Origin of the sequence: Rhizobium viscosum (assembly GCF_014873945.1) — a bacterium.
In the GTDB taxonomy this organism is placed as follows: Bacteria; Pseudomonadota; Alphaproteobacteria; order Rhizobiales; family Rhizobiaceae; genus Rhizobium; species Rhizobium viscosum.
Genome location: NZ_JADBEC010000002.1, coordinates 455,034 through 469,854, shown reverse-complemented (window position 1 = coordinate 469,854; position 14,821 = coordinate 455,034). Strand labels below are relative to the sequence as shown.

Below are 14,821 nucleotides of genomic sequence, written 5' to 3'. Positions count from 1 at the left end.
CGACAGGACCCTATTCATGGACAATCTCAACCGACGCAATTTCCTGAAGACCGCCGCGCTTGCCGGTACAGCCCTTGCCGCTCCGGCCCTCGTCCGCACGGCGGCTGCCCGCACGACGACGATCACGATTGCCTCGCTGCTCGGCGACGATAAGCCGGAGACGAAAATCTGGGTGAAGATCAGCGAGCTGGTCGAAGCCAAGCTGCCGGGTCAGTTCAAGTTCAACATCGTCAAGAGCGGTGCGCTCGGCGGCGAAAAGGAAGTGGCGGAAGGCGTTCGCCTCGGCTCGATCCATGCCGGCCTTTCAACGGTTTCCTCGCTGTCCGGCTGGGCGCCGGAGTTGCAGATACTCGACCTTCCCTTCCTGTTCCGCGATGCCGACCATGTCCGCCGTACCGTCAGCGGGGATGTCGGGGCCGATCTGAAGGGCAAGCTGCAGGCGCAGAATTTTGTCGTCGGCGATTTCATCAATTACGGTGCCCGTCATCTGCTCACCAAGGAGCCGGTGACGCGTCCGGAACAGCTGAAGGGCAAGCGCATCCGGGTCATCCAGAGCCCGCTGCACACCAAGCTCTGGAGCGCCTTCGGCACGACGCCGATCGGCATCCCGATCACCGAGACCTATAATGCGCTGGCAACCGGTGTTGCCGACGCCATGGACCTCACCAAATCGGCCTATGCCGGTTTCAAACTCTATGAAGTGGTGCCCTACATGACCGAGACCGGCCACATCTGGGCTTCAGGCATAATCTATTACTCCTCGACCTTCTGGGGTGGCCTGAATGACGAGCAGAAGGCTGTCTTCCAGCAAGCCTCCACAGAAGGTGCAGCCTATTTCAATCAACTGATTGTCGATGACGAGGCGGCCTCGGTGGAAATCTCGCTGAAGAACGGAGGCAAGCTGCTGAAGCCGGAAGCTCTGGAGGAATGGCAGAAGGGCGCGCAGGGCGTCTGGGACGATTTCGCCCCGGTCGTTGGCGGGCTCGACCGCATCAAGGCTATCCAATCGGCCTGAGAAAATCTGAACGGAGGGCTTGCCTATCCGCCAGCCTTGCCGAGCTTTCAGGGCGACGAAGCAGGAACCTTACAATTCACGCTGCTTCGTCGTCCAATATTTTCACCGGCCGGTCCCACTGGATCAGCACGACACAACCGGTATCGCTCCAGACCGAATGTTCGGTACCGGGTGCATTGACGATATAGCTGCCGCGACCGTAATCGCCCGCCTCGTCGGATTGCACGCCATCGAGGACGAGAATGGTTTCGAGCCCCTCGTGCCGATGATGGGGAACGGATGCGCCTGCTTCGTATTTCAGAAGCGCCACGCCCGGCTGATCGCCTTCGAAGGGGCGAATCCAGTGGATGGTCACTTCATCGCGGAAGGGGCCGAATTCAAGTGTCTTCCAGCCATCTGAAGTCAGGAGTTCGCGGGTCGTTTCAGGCATGGGCGATGCTCTCCAGGATATCGTCGACATGGGCTGTCCAGCCGACGATCGCGCCTTGGGCGCGGATCATGGCGATGGCTGCGGCCTTGAATTCGGGGAAGTAGCTTTCCGTTGCCTCCTCGGCGAGCAGGCATTCGTAACCGCGGTCGTTCGCCTCGCGCATAGTCGTCTGCACACAGACCTCGGTCGTCACGCCGGCAAAGACGAGCTGCCTGATACCCTTGCGTTGCAGTACTTCACCGAATTCGGTGGCGTAAAAGGCGCCCTTGCCAGGCTTTTCTATAACCACTTCGCCCTTCACTGGCGCAAGCGCCGGCAGGATCGCCGTGCCGGGCTCCCCGGAAATCAGAATCCGGCCCATGGGGCCTTCATCGCCGATCCTGAGCGTCGGGTTGCCACGGTCCCTTTTTGCCGGCGGCAGGTCCGAGAGGTCGGGCCGATGGCATTCCATCGTATGGATGACCGGCAGGCCGGCATTGCGGAAGCCCTGAATGAGACGTTTGACATCGGGCACGATCCTGGTGATCCGGCTGACATCATTGCCGAGGCTGGCGCCGAAGCCGCCTGGCTCGGCGAAATCGCGCTGCATGTCAATGACGATGAGGGCAAGCTGGTCGTGCTTCACCGGAAAGGCGAAGGGTTCTGCCTTGATCTCCGCCATCAGTGATGCCCCGCCATATGCGCGCCGATGACGCCGATATCGGCAGACCGTGCCGGCGTCTCGTAGACCAGTTTGCCTTCGGAAATCACCATGATGCGATCGGACATTTCGAGCAGCTCGTCGAGATCTTCGGACAGTAGCAACACGGCCGTACCGGAATTACGGGCTTTCATGATGCGGGCGCGAATCTCCGCAACGGCGGAGAAATCGAGACCGAAACAGGGGTTCGAGACGATCAGCAAATCCACTTCGCCGGTCAGTTCGCGGGCGAGCACAGCGCGTTGCACATTGCCGCCCGAAAGCGCTGCGATCGGCGACGAAGAGGAAGCCGTCTTGACCTTGAAATCGGAGATCAGGTGAGTAGCGCGCTTCTTCATCTTGCCTTTGTTCAGCCAGATCGCATCCTTACCATCTGCCTTCAGATCGAAGGTGCGGAAGGCGAGGTTTTCACTGACTGTCATGCGTGGCGCACAAGCATTCTGCAGCGGCTCTTCGGGAATGAAACGGACATTGTTCTTGCGGGTTTCCGGACGTGTCGCGCCGTAGGCCTCGCCCTTGACGCTGACGCGGCCGGTACCGGTCGGCCGTTGGCCGGCGAGGATCTCCGTCAGTTCCCTCTGGCCGTTGCCCGATATCCCGGCAATGCCGACGATCTCGCCCGAGCGGACTGTAAGATTCTCGATCTCGATGGTCTTGAGGCCGGACCGATCCGGCGCCTTGACCTGCTCGACCGTCAGCACCGGCTTGGCGGTTTCGGAAACCGGAACGCGGGTATCGAGTTCGGCCAATTTGACGTCGCCGATCATCATAGCCGCCATGTCGGCCGTGGAAAGCTCACCCACCTTGCCGGTGCCGACGAGCTTGCCGCGCCGCAGGATGGAGACGGCGTCGGCGAATTTCGTGACCTCGTGGAATTTGTGGGAGATCATCAGCACGGTCAGCTCGCCGCGCTCGGTCATGGCGCGCACGAGGCTGAGCATCTCGTTGGCTTCGGCAGGCGTTAGTACCGAGGTCGGCTCGTCAAGCACCAGGAAGGAGCGGCCGAGATAGAGCTGCTTGACGATTTCAAGCTTCTGCTTCTCGCCGGCGGCAAGCTCGCTCACCGGACGATCGAGCGGGATTTTGAAGGGCATGCGCTCCATGAAGGCGGCGAGATCCTTGCGTTCCTTCGCCCAGTTGATGATCGCAGGCACCTCGGCGCGGCTGATGACGAGATTTTCTGCCCCGGTCAGTGAGGGAACCAGCGTGAAATGCTGGTAGACCATGCCGAGTCCATAGGTCGCGGCGTCCTTGGGCGAGGCGATCGCCACCTCGCGACCATCGACGGAAAGCGCGCCCGATGTCGCGTGGTAGAAACCCATGATGCATTTGACGAGCGTCGACTTGCCGGCGCCGTTTTCGCCGAGCAGCGCGTGAAAGCTGCCTGCGGGTATCTTGATTGACACATGATCGAGGGCAGTGAAGCTGCCGAAGCGCATCGTCATGTCGATTGTGTCGATGCCGACGGCCTTGCCGGCTTGCGGGAGGGGAGTGTCGCGGACGGTGCTCATGGCAGCGTGCTCACAAGCTTCTCTGAATTCGAGACCGACCCGAAGACACCGCCCTGCATCTTCACCATTTTGATGGCGGCAAGGTGGTTGCCGTAGTCGGTCGCACCGCAGCAGTCTTCGAGAAGTAAGCATTCATAGCCGCGGTCGTTCGCCTCGCGCATGGTGGTGGAAACGCAGACGTCGGTGGTGATGCCGGTCAGGATGATATTTTCGATACGCTTCTGGTTGAGGATCAGTTCCAGATCGGTAGCGCAGAACGAACCCTTGCCGGGCTTGTCGATGATCGTTTCGCCGTCGATCGGATAGAGTTCGGGAATGATGTCCCAGCCCGGCTCGCCACGTGTGAGGATGCGCCCGCAAGGCCCGGGATCGCCAATGCCTGCACCGATGCGCTGCGAGCGCCAGCGCTTGTTGGCCGGCAGGTCGGCAAGATCGGGGCGGTGGCCCTCGCGCGTGTGGATGATGTGATAGCCTTTGGCCCGCATGGCGGCCAATACTTTCTTGATCGGCTCGATCGGCGCTTGCACCAGCGACAGGTCGTAACCCATGTGGTCGACATACCCACCCTTGCCGCAGAAATCCGTTTGCATATCGATAATAATGAGGGCGGTATTGTCAGGCCGCAGCGCGCCATTATAGGGCCAGGCATAGGGGTCGGCGTCGATATAATGTCCTTTGGTTTCAACCACGGCGTCCATCGTCTTCTCTCCTATTCACCCGCGAGTTTGAATGTTTCGCCGTAGCGACGCGCCGGCTTGTCGAAGCCGCAGGACGTACCGTCCGTGACCTTCACCTGATCTTCCCAAGGGAGGCGGTATTTGCCGGCGATGAGATCGTGCATGTAGGTGTAGGGCGCATCACCGGCGCCGCCGGCGACCGCGACGTAGCCACGATGGCCGAACTGGTAGATGTTGTTTTCGACGCCCCAGCCAAGGCGAGCTTCGCGCACGAGATCCGGACGCACCTCGGCGGTGATGATCTCGTTGACGCGTCCCGATGTGCCGTGAGCGATGATCGAGCCGTCAAAATTGCAGATCATGCCTTCGCCCATCGAGTCAAAGGTACCGTCCGAGCCGCACATGCAGACACTCGCCGTGACCATGAGATTGCAGAAGGCGTTCGACTGGTTGGTGAATTTCCAGCTTTCGCGGATCGGCGCCGTGTAGCCAGCCGTACGGATCATGATTTCCGCACCCTTATACGCGCATTCGCGCGCCATCTCCGGGAACATGCCGTCGTGGCAAATGATAAGTGCGAGCTTGGCGCCTTTCGGCCCGTCGATGACGGGAATGCCGAAATTGCCGGGCTCCCAAGGCTCGACCGGGACCCAGGGGTGCATCTTGCGGTAATAGAGCTTCAGCTCGCCCTTGTCGTCGATGACGATGCCGGAATTATAGGGCATGCCCTCGGGGTTCAGCTCCATGATCGAGAAGCAGCCCCAGATCGCATTCTCCTTGCAGGCCTTCTTGAAGGCTGCGACCTCCGGTCCGTCGAGCGTGCACATGATCTCGGGATTGATATCCATGGAGAGGCCATGCAGGGCATATTCCGGAAAGATGACCAGATCCATGCTTGGCTGATTGCGCCGCGCCTTGGCAACAAGATCGACGATGACCTGCGCCTGGCGCGCAAGGTCTTCCCGTGTCGCGGTGATAGGAAGCTGAAGCTGCACGAGGCCGATTCCGACGCCATGTTCCGACTTGTTCAATCCGCCGAGGCCATTCATGGTGTGGCTCCTTTCATGTTATTTCGTCAGGGAAAGCGCGCCAGGCGCACCGGCGAGTGAACGTGTGGGTGATGAGGTCGCGATCATGATGACCAGCGTCAGCACGTAGGGAGCGGCGTAGAAGAGGTAGTAACCCTGCGTGACGCCGACCGATTGTAAAGCCGGGCCGAGTGCGCCGGCACCGCCGAAAAGCAGGGCAGCGAGGAAGCAGCCAATCGGATTCCAGCGCGCGAAGATGACGAGCGCTACGGCCATCAGGCCCTGGCCGGAGGAAATGCCCTCGTTCCAGGAGCCGGGATAATGGAGTGACAGATAGGCGCCGCCGATCGCCGCCAGCGAACCGCCGACGGCTGTTGCCAGCAGGCGCACGCGATCCGGATTGATGCCCATCGCACGCGCGGCATCGGTACTGTCGCCGACGACGCGCAGGATCAAGCCGACGCGGGTATTCTTGAAAGCCCACCAGAGGATGAAGGCGAGGGCTGCGCCAAGCAGGAAGAGCACGTTGATATTCAACGCCGCCTGGATCTGGGGCATGCTGGACCAGAAGCCGAGCTGTATTGCCGGCAGGTGCGGAGCAGCTGGCTGGATGAAGGGCTTGCCGAGGAAGAAGGCGAGGCCGAGCCCGAACTGCATCATGGCGATGCCGATGGCGATATCGTTGACCTTTGGCCACTTACAGATCCAGCCGTGGACAAGGCCGAAGACTGCGCCCGTTGCCATGGCCGCCAGGACGCCGAGCCACGGCGAATTGGTCATGACGGCGACCGCGTAAGCCGTCATCGCGCCGAAGACCAGCGTGCCTTCAAGCCCGAGATTGATGCGGCCGGAGCGCTCGGTGATCGTCTCGCCGAGGCTGACGAAGATAAAGGGCGTGGAAACGCGGATGGCGCCTGCGAGGATGGCAAGGGGCACGCCCCATATGCCTATGCCCGTCTCTTCCATCAGAGGCTCCTTTTCCAGAGGTCGGGATTGAAGATCTTGAGGCGGCCGTAAAAGGTCTCGCAGAAGAGGATGACGATGAAGAGCGTTCCTTGCAGCACGAGAACCGTGGCGTCCGGCAGGCCCATTCGGCGCTGAATAAGGCCGCCCGAAGCATCGATGCCGCCGAGCAGGATTGCGACCGGAATGATCGCCAGCGGATTGTGGCGTGCGAGGAAGGCGACGAGGATGCCGGTATAGCCGTAGCCTGCTGCGAGCGAAGCATTGGCGCTGCCTTGCACGACTGCCACTTCGACCATGCCAGCGAGACCCGCGAAACTGCCGGCGATAGCCGTAAAGCCTGCAATCAGCTTGCCGACCGGCAGGCCCTGGATCTGGGCGGCACGCACATTGCCGCCGGCGATGCGGGCGGCAAAGCCGAAACTCGTCACCTCAATCAGGATCCAGGAGAGGATGCAGGCGACGATGCCGATGACGAGGCCCCAATGCACATCCATGCCGGGAATATTGCCGAGCATGTATTCTGGGGGCAGCGGCTTGGTCGAAGGTTTGTTGAGGCTGGCAGGATCGCGCAACGGTCCTTCGACGAACTGGTTCATCAGGGCAATCGCAATATAAGAAAGCAGTAGCGACGAGATCGTCTCGTTGACACCGCGATAATGACGCAGGAACCCGGCAAGGCCGATCCATATGCCACCAACCACCATTGCGGCAATTCCCATGAGAATGAGGGTGAGGAAGACAGGTGCTGCACCGGCAAGCGGCATAGCGATCGCCGCTGCGGCAACGCCGCCCAGCACGACCGCTCCTTCCCCGCCGATGATGACGAGGCCGAGGCGGGCGGGCAGGGCGACGCAGAGTGCCGTCAGGAGAAGGGGTGCGGCACGGCTTAAGCTATTCTGCACCGAAAACCAGCTGCCGAAGCCGCCGGTATACATAAGCTGGAAAAGCATCGCCGGCGATTTTCCGATCGCCAGGATGAACAGGGAGAAGAGCGCAAGACCGATCAGAATGGCCGCAAGGCCGATGACGACAGGCTCGGCATGGCGCGCGATCCATTCGAGGATGGGGCGCAGCGATGCCGGTTTTTCGGAAACGACTGAGATGGCGGGATCATTGGCCTGGACAGTCATGGCGCTTCTCCCCTGCCGGTTTATGCCGTGGACCCGACGACGCCCTCGACCAGATAATTCATGCTCTCGAGCTCGATCGCGTCTTCGGCATAGCTCTTGTCGGCGGTCACCACTGAGTTGCCCTTGTTATCTTTCAGCGGTCCCTTAAAGACTGAGAAGCCGCCCTTCATCATCTCCGCATGGGTGGCTTCGAAGGCCTTGCGGCCCGCCTCAGAAACGCCCGGTCCGAGTGCGCTCATTTTGACGAAACCGTCCTTCAGGCCGCCGCGCACGAAATTGCCGAGCTTTTCGCCGGCCTGAGCCTTTTTGACGAAATCGCTGTAGACGTTGCCCCAGGCCCATTCGGCACCGGTGAGATATTTCTCGGGGGCAAGCGGGCTCTGGTTGGCGTGATAGCCGCAGACAAAGGCGCCGCGTCCGGCGGCCGTCTCGACGACGACCTTCGGGCTGTCGACGTGGCAAGTGATGACGTCGGCGCCCTGATCGACGAGCGCATTGGTGGCTTCTGCTTCCTTGACGGCGAGTGACCACTCACCGGTGAAGATCACCTGGCAGGTGATGGTCGGATCGACAGTGCGCGCGCCGAGCAGGAAGGCGTTGATATTCTGCAGAACCTGCGGGATCGGCTTCGCGGCAACAAAGCCGAGCTTCTTGCTCTTCGTCGCGTGACCGGCGGCAATGCCGTTCAGATACTGGCCCTGGAAAATATAGCCGAAATATGAGCCGGTATTGGCCGGGTTCTTGCCTTCCTGCCAGAGGCCGCCGCAATGGCGGAACTGGATATCCGGGTACTTGGCGGCCATTGCCAGCATATGGGGGTCGAAATAGCCGAAGGAGGTCGGGAACAGCAGGGTTGCGCCATCGAGATTGATCATCGATTCCATCGTCTTCTGGACGTCGACGGTCTCCGGCACATTCTCTTCCTCGACGACGGTAATGCCCGGCAGTGCCTTGACGACGGCAGCGCCCTCGGCGTGCGACTGGTTGTAGCCATAGTCATCCTTCGGGCCGACATAGATGAAGCCGACGGTCAGCGCAGTCTGCGCAAGAGCGCGCGAGGAGAGGAAGCCCGGGGCTGCGCCGACCAGGGCTGTAGCAGCAGAAGCATGAAGGAAATGGCGGCGGTTCATGGAAAGGAGTTTGGTCATCGTAATGCTCCCCTTGCGGCGGTTTTGCCGGTTCATCGATTACAGAAAAGTGTATGCAATGACCGTGCCAGATTTTATTCCGTTGAATACATTGGAAATATTCAGGAGCCCGCAAAACGCCGTAGAAAAGTGTATGCAATTTTTAGTCAAGCAAGATCAAAAACTATGCAATGTCTATAAGATCAGCTAATTTCGGCGCCAGGTGTTTCTATGTGCTATGTCGTGGCGCATAGGCCATTACTTTTCTTTATTAAAACAGTGATTTGATGCGATATTTGACTTTGCGGCGCCAGCAATGCATGTGTATGCACTCGTCAACGGGCAGAATCATTCCTTGAAGCAGGTGAGGCGAAGAGAGATCATCAGGGCAGGAACGACTGTCGAGCAGATGGTGCGGGCTATTGCCGATATGATCGTAACCGGGCAGATGCTGCCGGGCGACAAGCTTGACGAGATCTCGCTGGCGACCCGTTTCGAAGTGTCGCGCACCCCGGTGCGCGAGGCGCTTCGCGAACTCGGCGCAATGGGGCTCGTCGATCGCGAGCCGAACCGCAGCGCTGTCGTCACCAAGGTAACTGAGACCTATCTGCATTCGATGTTCGAGGCGATGGCGGAGCTCGAAGGTGTCTGTGCGCGTCTAGCCGCCGAGCGGATGACGGTTGACGAGCGGCGCATGCTGGAAATCGAACATCGCGCTTCCGCCCGCCTCGTGCATCAGGGCGCAGAGGAAGATTACGCCCTCCATAATACCGAATTCCATACGCGGCTTTATCGCGGCGCGCATAACGAGCATATCTATGAGCTGGTTACCCAAAGCCGGGCCCGGCTTGCGCCTTTCCGTCGCGCGCAGTTCCGGCTGCCGGGGCGGCTTGCGAAATCCTATGACGAGCACGACATGATCGTGACCGCGATCATGCGGGCAGATGGCGCAGCCGCTGCAAAGGCCGCCTATTCGCATGTGGAAATGGTCAGCGATGCCAGCGTCGTCTTTGCCTCGGCGAGAGAGAAATAGTTGCCACGGCCAGCACCGACTGCGTAAGGCGGCAATCATGAGCGGAATGTTTGGAACTGCAGATGTGATCGGACGTGGAGGACCAAATTCCCGATTGCGAGGTTGACGCCGAATTGACAAGATCGAGACCGCGCCATAAGCCGGGTTGTGACCGGCAATTGAAGAGGCAGCGATAATGTCGATCTGGATTGGGCGAATTCTGTCAGCGCTAGTTGTTGTTCTGCTTCTCGCCGATGCGGCCACCAATCTCTTTGCACCTGATTTCCTACGGGGGGAAATGGAAGCAACCGGTTTCCCGGTCAATCTCGCTCCGGCGCTCGGCATTATTATTGCCATCTGCGCGATCCTTTATGCTGTTCCGAAGACAGCCTTCCTAGGTGCGATACTGGTAACCGGTTTTCTCGGCGGCGCTATCTGCACGCACTTTCGCCTCGGCGAGTTTTTTACGCCTCCCCAGATCGTCAGCCTGATTCTCGGCATTGCCGCTTGGGGTGGCCTCTATCTGCGCGACCCGAGACTGCGCCAGTTGGTGCCGCTGAATATGGTTTGAACGCGCAGCGATATCGTTCCGCGGTATAAAGGCGATCGCCCATTACCGCCGCCCCTGTTCCAGACAGGTGCGATGACGACCAGCGACCGGGACGACCGTTACGTTTGCCGGCTTCAATTTTTCTCGAAGGAAATCCGGCGACTGAGTTCTTCAAACGCTCAGCCGCCGACGACCCCGCTGTCGGACAATCACAATCCGTTCTTGTCAGGTAAAAAGCTCGCCCTCTGATGAGGGCGAGCCAGAACCATCTACAGGAGTGGATTTCTGTATCGATGGGTGAGGCCGATCCAGCAGGGAACCGGACCGACCTCTTTCTTCTGAATTGGAGGTCACCAAACCAGAAGCCTGTGATGAAAAACCCCGAGATACGATCCCGGGGCTTTCAATATTCAGCTTAGAACGAGCGCTGCAGACGGAAGTAACCCGTCGTGGAGTCGTCGCCATCTTCCGGATCCAGGTACTGGACGGAAGCCTTGGCGTAGAAGTTGTCGACGATCTGGTAGTCGACCGTCAGACCGGCCTTCCAGGCATCGCCGGTACCGTCGAAGCTATCCGGAACGGTGTCGAACGGGTCGGCACCGCCGATGTAGTTGCCGTAGTACTGAACACCGGGGGTGATCTTCAGCTTGTCAGTAGCCTTGATGGCGTATTCGGCAGCAACTGCCCATTCAGCCGTCGAGTAGTAGGAGTTCGGGCCGCTGGAGTAGACAACAGCGAGGCCGAGCGTGCCCGGGCCGAGTTCAGCCGTACCCATTGCGCGGATTGCGCCGTCTTCGTTGTCGAAGTCCCAGCCGCCGGTGATCTGGTAGCTGAAGGCGCCAGCCGTGCCGCCGATGCCGAAGGCAACGCCGACATTGTTCGGGCCGTCGTTCGCAACGAGGGCGTCGAGGGCCGGATCGAAGTCACCCTGGTAGACGCCATCTTCCAGTTCGTCGACGCTGATGCCAGCGTAGAAGGAACCGGTTTCGTACTGATAACGGATGGAGTTATGCAGCGTTACGACAGAACCGATATCGTCCGTTTCGCCGGAGAGACCATCGTCCCACCAGGAGTAGAAGAGACCAGCGCGGAAGCCCGCGACGTCGAGGTAAGCGGAGTCGAGGATCGTATCCTGGTTCGTTGCGTTGTCAGCGTTGGCCTGGAGGACGATAACGCCGGTGAGCGGGCCGTATTCGGTGTCGCTCTTGGCAGTGAACTGAACCTGACCGCGGGTTACAGCATCCCAGTCAGAGTCGTTGTCGCCGCCAACGTTTTCGCCAACGTTAACCTGGAAACGGATGTAACCTTCGATCTTCAGGCAGGTTTCCGTGCCCGGGATATAGAAGTAGCCGGTGCCGTAGGCGTCGCAGACGCGAACGTATTCAACCGGTTCCGGCTCGGCAGCGACGATAGCGTCCGCTGCGAATGCCGGTGCAGCGATGAGGGCAGCTGCAGAACCAAGCAACATCATACGAATGTTCATGGAAAGCCAATCTCCTAAGTTCGAGTGCGTTCCACGAAAGAACGTCCCCTCTGATAAAGCCCGATTAATTCGGTAAGGCCTAAAATAACCGAAAGACCGGAGGGCTCAACAATGAATGCTCTCATTTTACAGAGAATTCTAACTAAACCGCCATGTGTGTGACAGAAGTACAACACTCCTTGAGCGGGTATTAACGAGAGGTAAAGTAGAATGGCGAAATATTGCTATATTAGTACGACTTAGCCGGATTGGCCGAGCGCAAATGGGGCACGGGTGGTTGTCGCTGAATGCTGAATTTATCGAATATCCCGCTGCTGCGAGCCTGTATTTGCCCGTCTGGACGGGCTGCCGGGGGGAATACGGCGGGGGAAATAGGTATTAGCTGGCTGGCGGCGCCGCCATTCGACCGTGCCGCAATTCGATTTTGAGCGATGATTCGCGGCCGCCGAAGCGAGCCTCGCCAAAGCACACACGACTCCAAAGGAGGCGCTTCTGCTCCGCGTCGGGGAAACTCAGACCTGCGCTCGCCGCGCTTCCGGATCGGGGATCGGAACGGCAGCCATCAGGGCCTTCGTGTAATCCTCTGCCGGGTTTTCGAAGATTTGGCGGCGCGTGCCGGCTTCGACGATTTTGCCGCCGCGCATGACGGCGACCTTATGGGACATGCGTTCGACAACCGCCATGTCATGCGAGATGAAGAGGTAGGAGAGCCCCATGCCTTCCTGAAGTTCCAGCATAAGATCGAGCACACGGGCGCGCACAGATACGTCGAGCGCTGCAACACTTTCATCTGCGACGATTAGTTTTGGCTCAAGCGCAAGGGCGCGGGCAATACAGATGCGCTGGCGCTGGCCGCCGGAAAATTCATGCGGATAGCGCGTGGCGGCATCCGTCGTCAGGCCGACACGGCGCAGGAGTTCCGCGACCCTGTCCTGTCGCTCGGATTTATTGGTGGTGCCATGGATGACCAGCGGTTCGGCGATGGCCGCCCCGACGGCCATGCGCGGGTCGAGCGAGGCGTAGGGATCCTGAAAGATCATTTGGGCGGTGCGGCGTATCGGCTGCATTTCGCGATGGCTGAGACCGGCAATGTTGCGGCCATCGATGATCACATCGCCTGTAAAGGGAATAAGGCCGAGCACGGCCTTGCCAGTCGTCGATTTTCCCGATCCGCTTTCGCCGACGAGACCGAGCGTTTCGCCCGGCAGGATATCGAAGGAGACGTCGCTAACGGCCGCAGCCGGCGCCTTGCCCTTGAAGAGAAAGCTCGCTGCCCTGCCGTAAGTGACGTTCATGCCGCGTACATTCAGGACCGGGGTGCGATCGGGATGCAGGGTCTCGACACTGCGTGACGTGATGCGCGGCGGACCGTTCGTGCCGGTAAAAGCACCGAGACGCGGCACGGCCGAGAGCAGCTGCTGCGTATAGGTCTGGCGCGGTGCACGGAAAATACCGACGGCCGGGCCTTCCTCGACGATGCCGCCATTCTGCATGATCATGACGCGGTCGGCCATTTCGGCGACGACGCCCATGTCATGGGTGATCAGAATGATCGAGGTGCCGAATTCCGACTTCAGCTCGCGCATCAGCTTCAGGATTTGCGCCTGCACGGTCACGTCGAGCGCTGTGGTCGGCTCATCGGCGATCAGCACCTTGGGACGGCAGGAGAGCGCCATGGCGATCATGACACGCTGGCGCATGCCGCCCGAGAGTTCATGCGGATATTGTTTCAGACGCTTTGCCGGATCGGTGATCTGTACGGCATCAAGCATCTGCAGTGCGATCGCTTCGGCATTCTCGCTGCCCTGATGCTCGCGGATCGCCTCCGTCAGCTGCGCGCCGATCGACATGACCGGATTGAGTGATGTCATCGGCTCCTGGAAGACCATGGCAATATCGCCGCCGCGGACACCGCGCATGGCCCGGTCGGAAAGTTTCAGCAGATCGCGCTCACCGAGCATGATGTTGCCGGAGGCGATCTGAAGCGAGGCTTTCGGCAGCAGGCCCATGATCGACAGCGACGTCACCGATTTGCCCGAGCCGGATTCTCCGGCGAGGCAAAGCGTTTCGCCACTGGCGAGATCAAAGCTGATATTTCTCAGAACCGGTTTACGTCCCTCCGGCGTTCGCGCATCGACATTGAGATTGCGAACGCTGAGGATCGGCGCGGCGGCCATGGCTTCAATCACGCGAATACGATCCTCGGGAAGTAGAAGGAGATGACCCAGTTCGGCATATCGACGATTTCGCTGATGCGCAGGTCGCCGCAGACCGAGCAGAGCAGATACGCATCGACAGCGCTCATGCCGTGCTCGGCGGTCAAAAGGTCGATCATGCGCATGACGCTTTCGCGTGCGCCGGTCATCAAGTCGGGGCCGATGCCTGTCGTGACTTCATAGCCGGCGCCGTCGAGATGGCGGGTGACGGGTTCGGTGGTGGTGAAGCGCGGCGTCTGCAGGCGTGCATCCTTGACGAGCTCGATCGTCGCCTCGACATTCATCTGGCTTTCGATCGCCGTGCCGCAGACTTCGCCGTCGCCTTGGGCGGCATGCGTGTCGCCGATAGAGAAGAGAGCGCCTTCGACCTCGATGGGCAGATAGAGCGTCACACCGGCGGTCAGGTCACGAATATCCATATTGCCGCCGACGCGGCGCGGCGGCACGACGGAATGCGTGCCGGGCTCGGCCGGAGCAACGCCGATCGTGCCGGCAAAGGGCTTCAGCGGCACGCGGCCGCCGGGGCCGTAAAGAGCCGGTGTCATGCTGTTGGCGTCATAAGACCAGACATGCAGCGCCGGTTCCTTGAACTGGTCGGCGAGCAGGCCAAAGCCCGGAATATTGGCTGTCCAGCCCGTGCCCGAGGGAATGAATTTGCGTAGCGTCACCTTCAGCGCATCGCCGGGCTTGGCGCCTTCCACATAGATCGGGCCGGAAACCGGGTTGATCTTGCCGAAATCCAGATTGTTCAGCGTGTCCAGCGTCGCATCGGCGCCGAGCTGACCGCCGGAGGAATCCAGGCATTCGAAATGGATCGTTTCGCCTGGTTTGGCGACGACGGCGGGTGCGAAATCCTTGTTCCAGCCGAAATTATGCTGGGCGCGGTGAATCGTGTGGGTGCAGGCAATGCACATAAGGTGTCTCCCTCGATTTTATGAAGCCTTCCCGGCCGAGCCAGGAAGGCATTGTTTCCTTA

General features: G+C 60.0%; 14 protein-coding genes. 3 read left to right on the top strand and 11 right to left on the bottom strand.

Going from position 1 to position 14,821, the window contains the following annotated elements; all coding sequences use genetic code 11:
- Positions 1-16 precede the first annotated feature (16 nt).
- Positions 17-1,015 (top strand): TRAP transporter substrate-binding protein, encoded by a 999-nt coding sequence (locus H4W29_RS23075; protein WP_192731188.1) that lies wholly within the window; start codon positions 17-19, stop codon positions 1,013-1,015.
- Between the two features lie 76 nt (positions 1,016-1,091).
- Here the strand turns inward: H4W29_RS23075 and H4W29_RS23070 are convergent, their stop codons facing one another.
- From H4W29_RS23070 to H4W29_RS23035, 8 genes are read right to left on the bottom strand one after another with little or no spacing between them, the layout of a single operon-like run.
- Complete coding sequence (locus H4W29_RS23070; RefSeq protein WP_192731187.1) at positions 1,092-1,445, bottom strand: cupin domain-containing protein; 354 nt, start codon at positions 1,443-1,445, stop codon at positions 1,092-1,094.
- Positions 1,438-2,106, bottom strand: coding sequence for a cysteine hydrolase family protein (locus tag H4W29_RS23065; protein ID WP_192731186.1), 669 nt, complete (start codon positions 2,104-2,106; stop codon positions 1,438-1,440). Before H4W29_RS23065 ends, H4W29_RS23070 begins: the two co-directional genes overlap by 8 nt.
- Entirely contained in the window at positions 2,106-3,656 is a 1,551-nt protein-coding gene (locus H4W29_RS23060) for an ABC transporter ATP-binding protein (RefSeq protein ID WP_192731185.1), read from the bottom strand. Before H4W29_RS23060 ends, H4W29_RS23065 begins: the two co-directional genes overlap by 1 nt.
- Positions 3,653-4,354, bottom strand: coding sequence for a biuret amidohydrolase (gene biuH / locus H4W29_RS23055; protein WP_192731184.1), 702 nt, complete (start codon positions 4,352-4,354; stop codon positions 3,653-3,655). The genes H4W29_RS23060 and biuH overlap by 4 nt, the downstream gene beginning before the upstream one ends.
- Positions 4,355-4,365: 11 nt before the next feature.
- Positions 4,366-5,382 carry a formamidase gene (locus H4W29_RS23050; RefSeq protein ID WP_192731183.1) on the bottom strand — a complete coding sequence of 339 codons (1,017 nt, stop codon included), beginning with the start codon at positions 5,380-5,382 and terminating at the stop codon, positions 4,366-4,368.
- An 18-nt stretch (positions 5,383-5,400) separates the two neighbouring features.
- Positions 5,401-6,327 (bottom strand): ABC transporter permease, encoded by a 927-nt coding sequence (locus H4W29_RS23045; RefSeq protein ID WP_192731182.1) that lies wholly within the window; start codon positions 6,325-6,327, stop codon positions 5,401-5,403.
- Positions 6,327-7,457, bottom strand: coding sequence for an ABC transporter permease (locus H4W29_RS23040; RefSeq protein WP_192731181.1), 1,131 nt, complete (start codon positions 7,455-7,457; stop codon positions 6,327-6,329). The genes H4W29_RS23045 and H4W29_RS23040 overlap by 1 nt, the downstream gene beginning before the upstream one ends.
- A gap of 20 nt (positions 7,458-7,477) precedes the next feature.
- Positions 7,478-8,605, bottom strand: coding sequence for a BMP family ABC transporter substrate-binding protein (locus H4W29_RS23035; RefSeq protein WP_192731180.1), 1,128 nt, complete (start codon positions 8,603-8,605; stop codon positions 7,478-7,480).
- Between the two features lie 295 nt (positions 8,606-8,900).
- Between H4W29_RS23035 and H4W29_RS23030 the strand changes: the two genes are divergently transcribed.
- Together H4W29_RS23030 and H4W29_RS23025 are read left to right on the top strand one after the other, a co-directional pair.
- Positions 8,901-9,617, top strand: a complete 717-nt coding sequence (locus H4W29_RS23030; protein ID WP_192731179.1) for a GntR family transcriptional regulator — start codon at positions 8,901-8,903, stop codon at positions 9,615-9,617.
- A gap of 175 nt (positions 9,618-9,792) precedes the next feature.
- Positions 9,793-10,167, top strand: a complete 375-nt coding sequence (locus H4W29_RS23025) for a DoxX family protein (RefSeq protein ID WP_192731178.1) — start codon at positions 9,793-9,795, stop codon at positions 10,165-10,167.
- A 394-nt stretch (positions 10,168-10,561) separates the two neighbouring features.
- Here the strand turns inward: H4W29_RS23025 and H4W29_RS23020 are convergent, their stop codons facing one another.
- The 3 genes from H4W29_RS23020 to H4W29_RS23010 form a co-directional block, all read right to left on the bottom strand.
- Positions 10,562-11,629: a porin gene (locus H4W29_RS23020; protein WP_192731177.1), complete on the bottom strand. Its 1,068-nt coding sequence runs from the start codon at positions 11,627-11,629 to the stop codon at positions 10,562-10,564.
- Positions 11,630-12,141: 512 nt separating this feature from the next.
- Positions 12,142-13,818, bottom strand: a complete 1,677-nt coding sequence (locus H4W29_RS23015) for an ABC transporter ATP-binding protein (RefSeq protein WP_192731176.1) — start codon at positions 13,816-13,818, stop codon at positions 12,142-12,144.
- Positions 13,815-14,759 (bottom strand): acetamidase/formamidase family protein, encoded by a 945-nt coding sequence (locus H4W29_RS23010; RefSeq protein WP_192731175.1) that lies wholly within the window; start codon positions 14,757-14,759, stop codon positions 13,815-13,817. Before H4W29_RS23010 ends, H4W29_RS23015 begins: the two co-directional genes overlap by 4 nt.
- Between the last annotated feature and the right edge of the window lie 62 nt (positions 14,760-14,821).

Excerpts from the sequence above, each read along its gene's own strand:
- H4W29_RS23010 (WP_192731175.1), bottom strand. The coding sequence starts at position 14,759 with ATGTGCATTGCCTGCACCCACACGATTCACCGCGCCCAGCATAATTTC.
- H4W29_RS23045 (WP_192731182.1), bottom strand. The coding sequence starts at position 6,327 with ATGGAAGAGACGGGCATAGGCATATGGGGCGTGCCCCTTGCCATCCTC.
- H4W29_RS23075 (WP_192731188.1), top strand. The coding sequence starts at position 17 with ATGGACAATCTCAACCGACGCAATTTCCTGAAGACCGCCGCGCTTGCC.
- H4W29_RS23050 (WP_192731183.1), bottom strand. The coding sequence starts at position 5,382 with ATGAATGGCCTCGGCGGATTGAACAAGTCGGAACATGGCGTCGGAATC.
- H4W29_RS23020 (WP_192731177.1), bottom strand. The coding sequence starts at position 11,629 with ATGAACATTCGTATGATGTTGCTTGGTTCTGCAGCTGCCCTCATCGCT.
- biuH (WP_192731184.1), bottom strand. The coding sequence starts at position 4,354 with ATGGACGCCGTGGTTGAAACCAAAGGACATTATATCGACGCCGACCCC.
- H4W29_RS23040 (WP_192731181.1), bottom strand. The coding sequence starts at position 7,457 with ATGACTGTCCAGGCCAATGATCCCGCCATCTCAGTCGTTTCCGAAAAA.
- H4W29_RS23065 (WP_192731186.1), bottom strand. The coding sequence starts at position 2,106 with ATGGCGGAGATCAAGGCAGAACCCTTCGCCTTTCCGGTGAAGCACGAC.
- H4W29_RS23030 (WP_192731179.1), top strand. The coding sequence starts at position 8,901 with ATGCATGTGTATGCACTCGTCAACGGGCAGAATCATTCCTTGAAGCAG.
- H4W29_RS23070 (WP_192731187.1), bottom strand. The coding sequence starts at position 1,445 with ATGCCTGAAACGACCCGCGAACTCCTGACTTCAGATGGCTGGAAGACA.
- H4W29_RS23025 (WP_192731178.1), top strand. The coding sequence starts at position 9,793 with ATGTCGATCTGGATTGGGCGAATTCTGTCAGCGCTAGTTGTTGTTCTG.
- H4W29_RS23060 (WP_192731185.1), bottom strand. The coding sequence starts at position 3,656 with ATGAGCACCGTCCGCGACACTCCCCTCCCGCAAGCCGGCAAGGCCGTC.
- H4W29_RS23035 (WP_192731180.1), bottom strand. The coding sequence starts at position 8,605 with ATGACCAAACTCCTTTCCATGAACCGCCGCCATTTCCTTCATGCTTCT.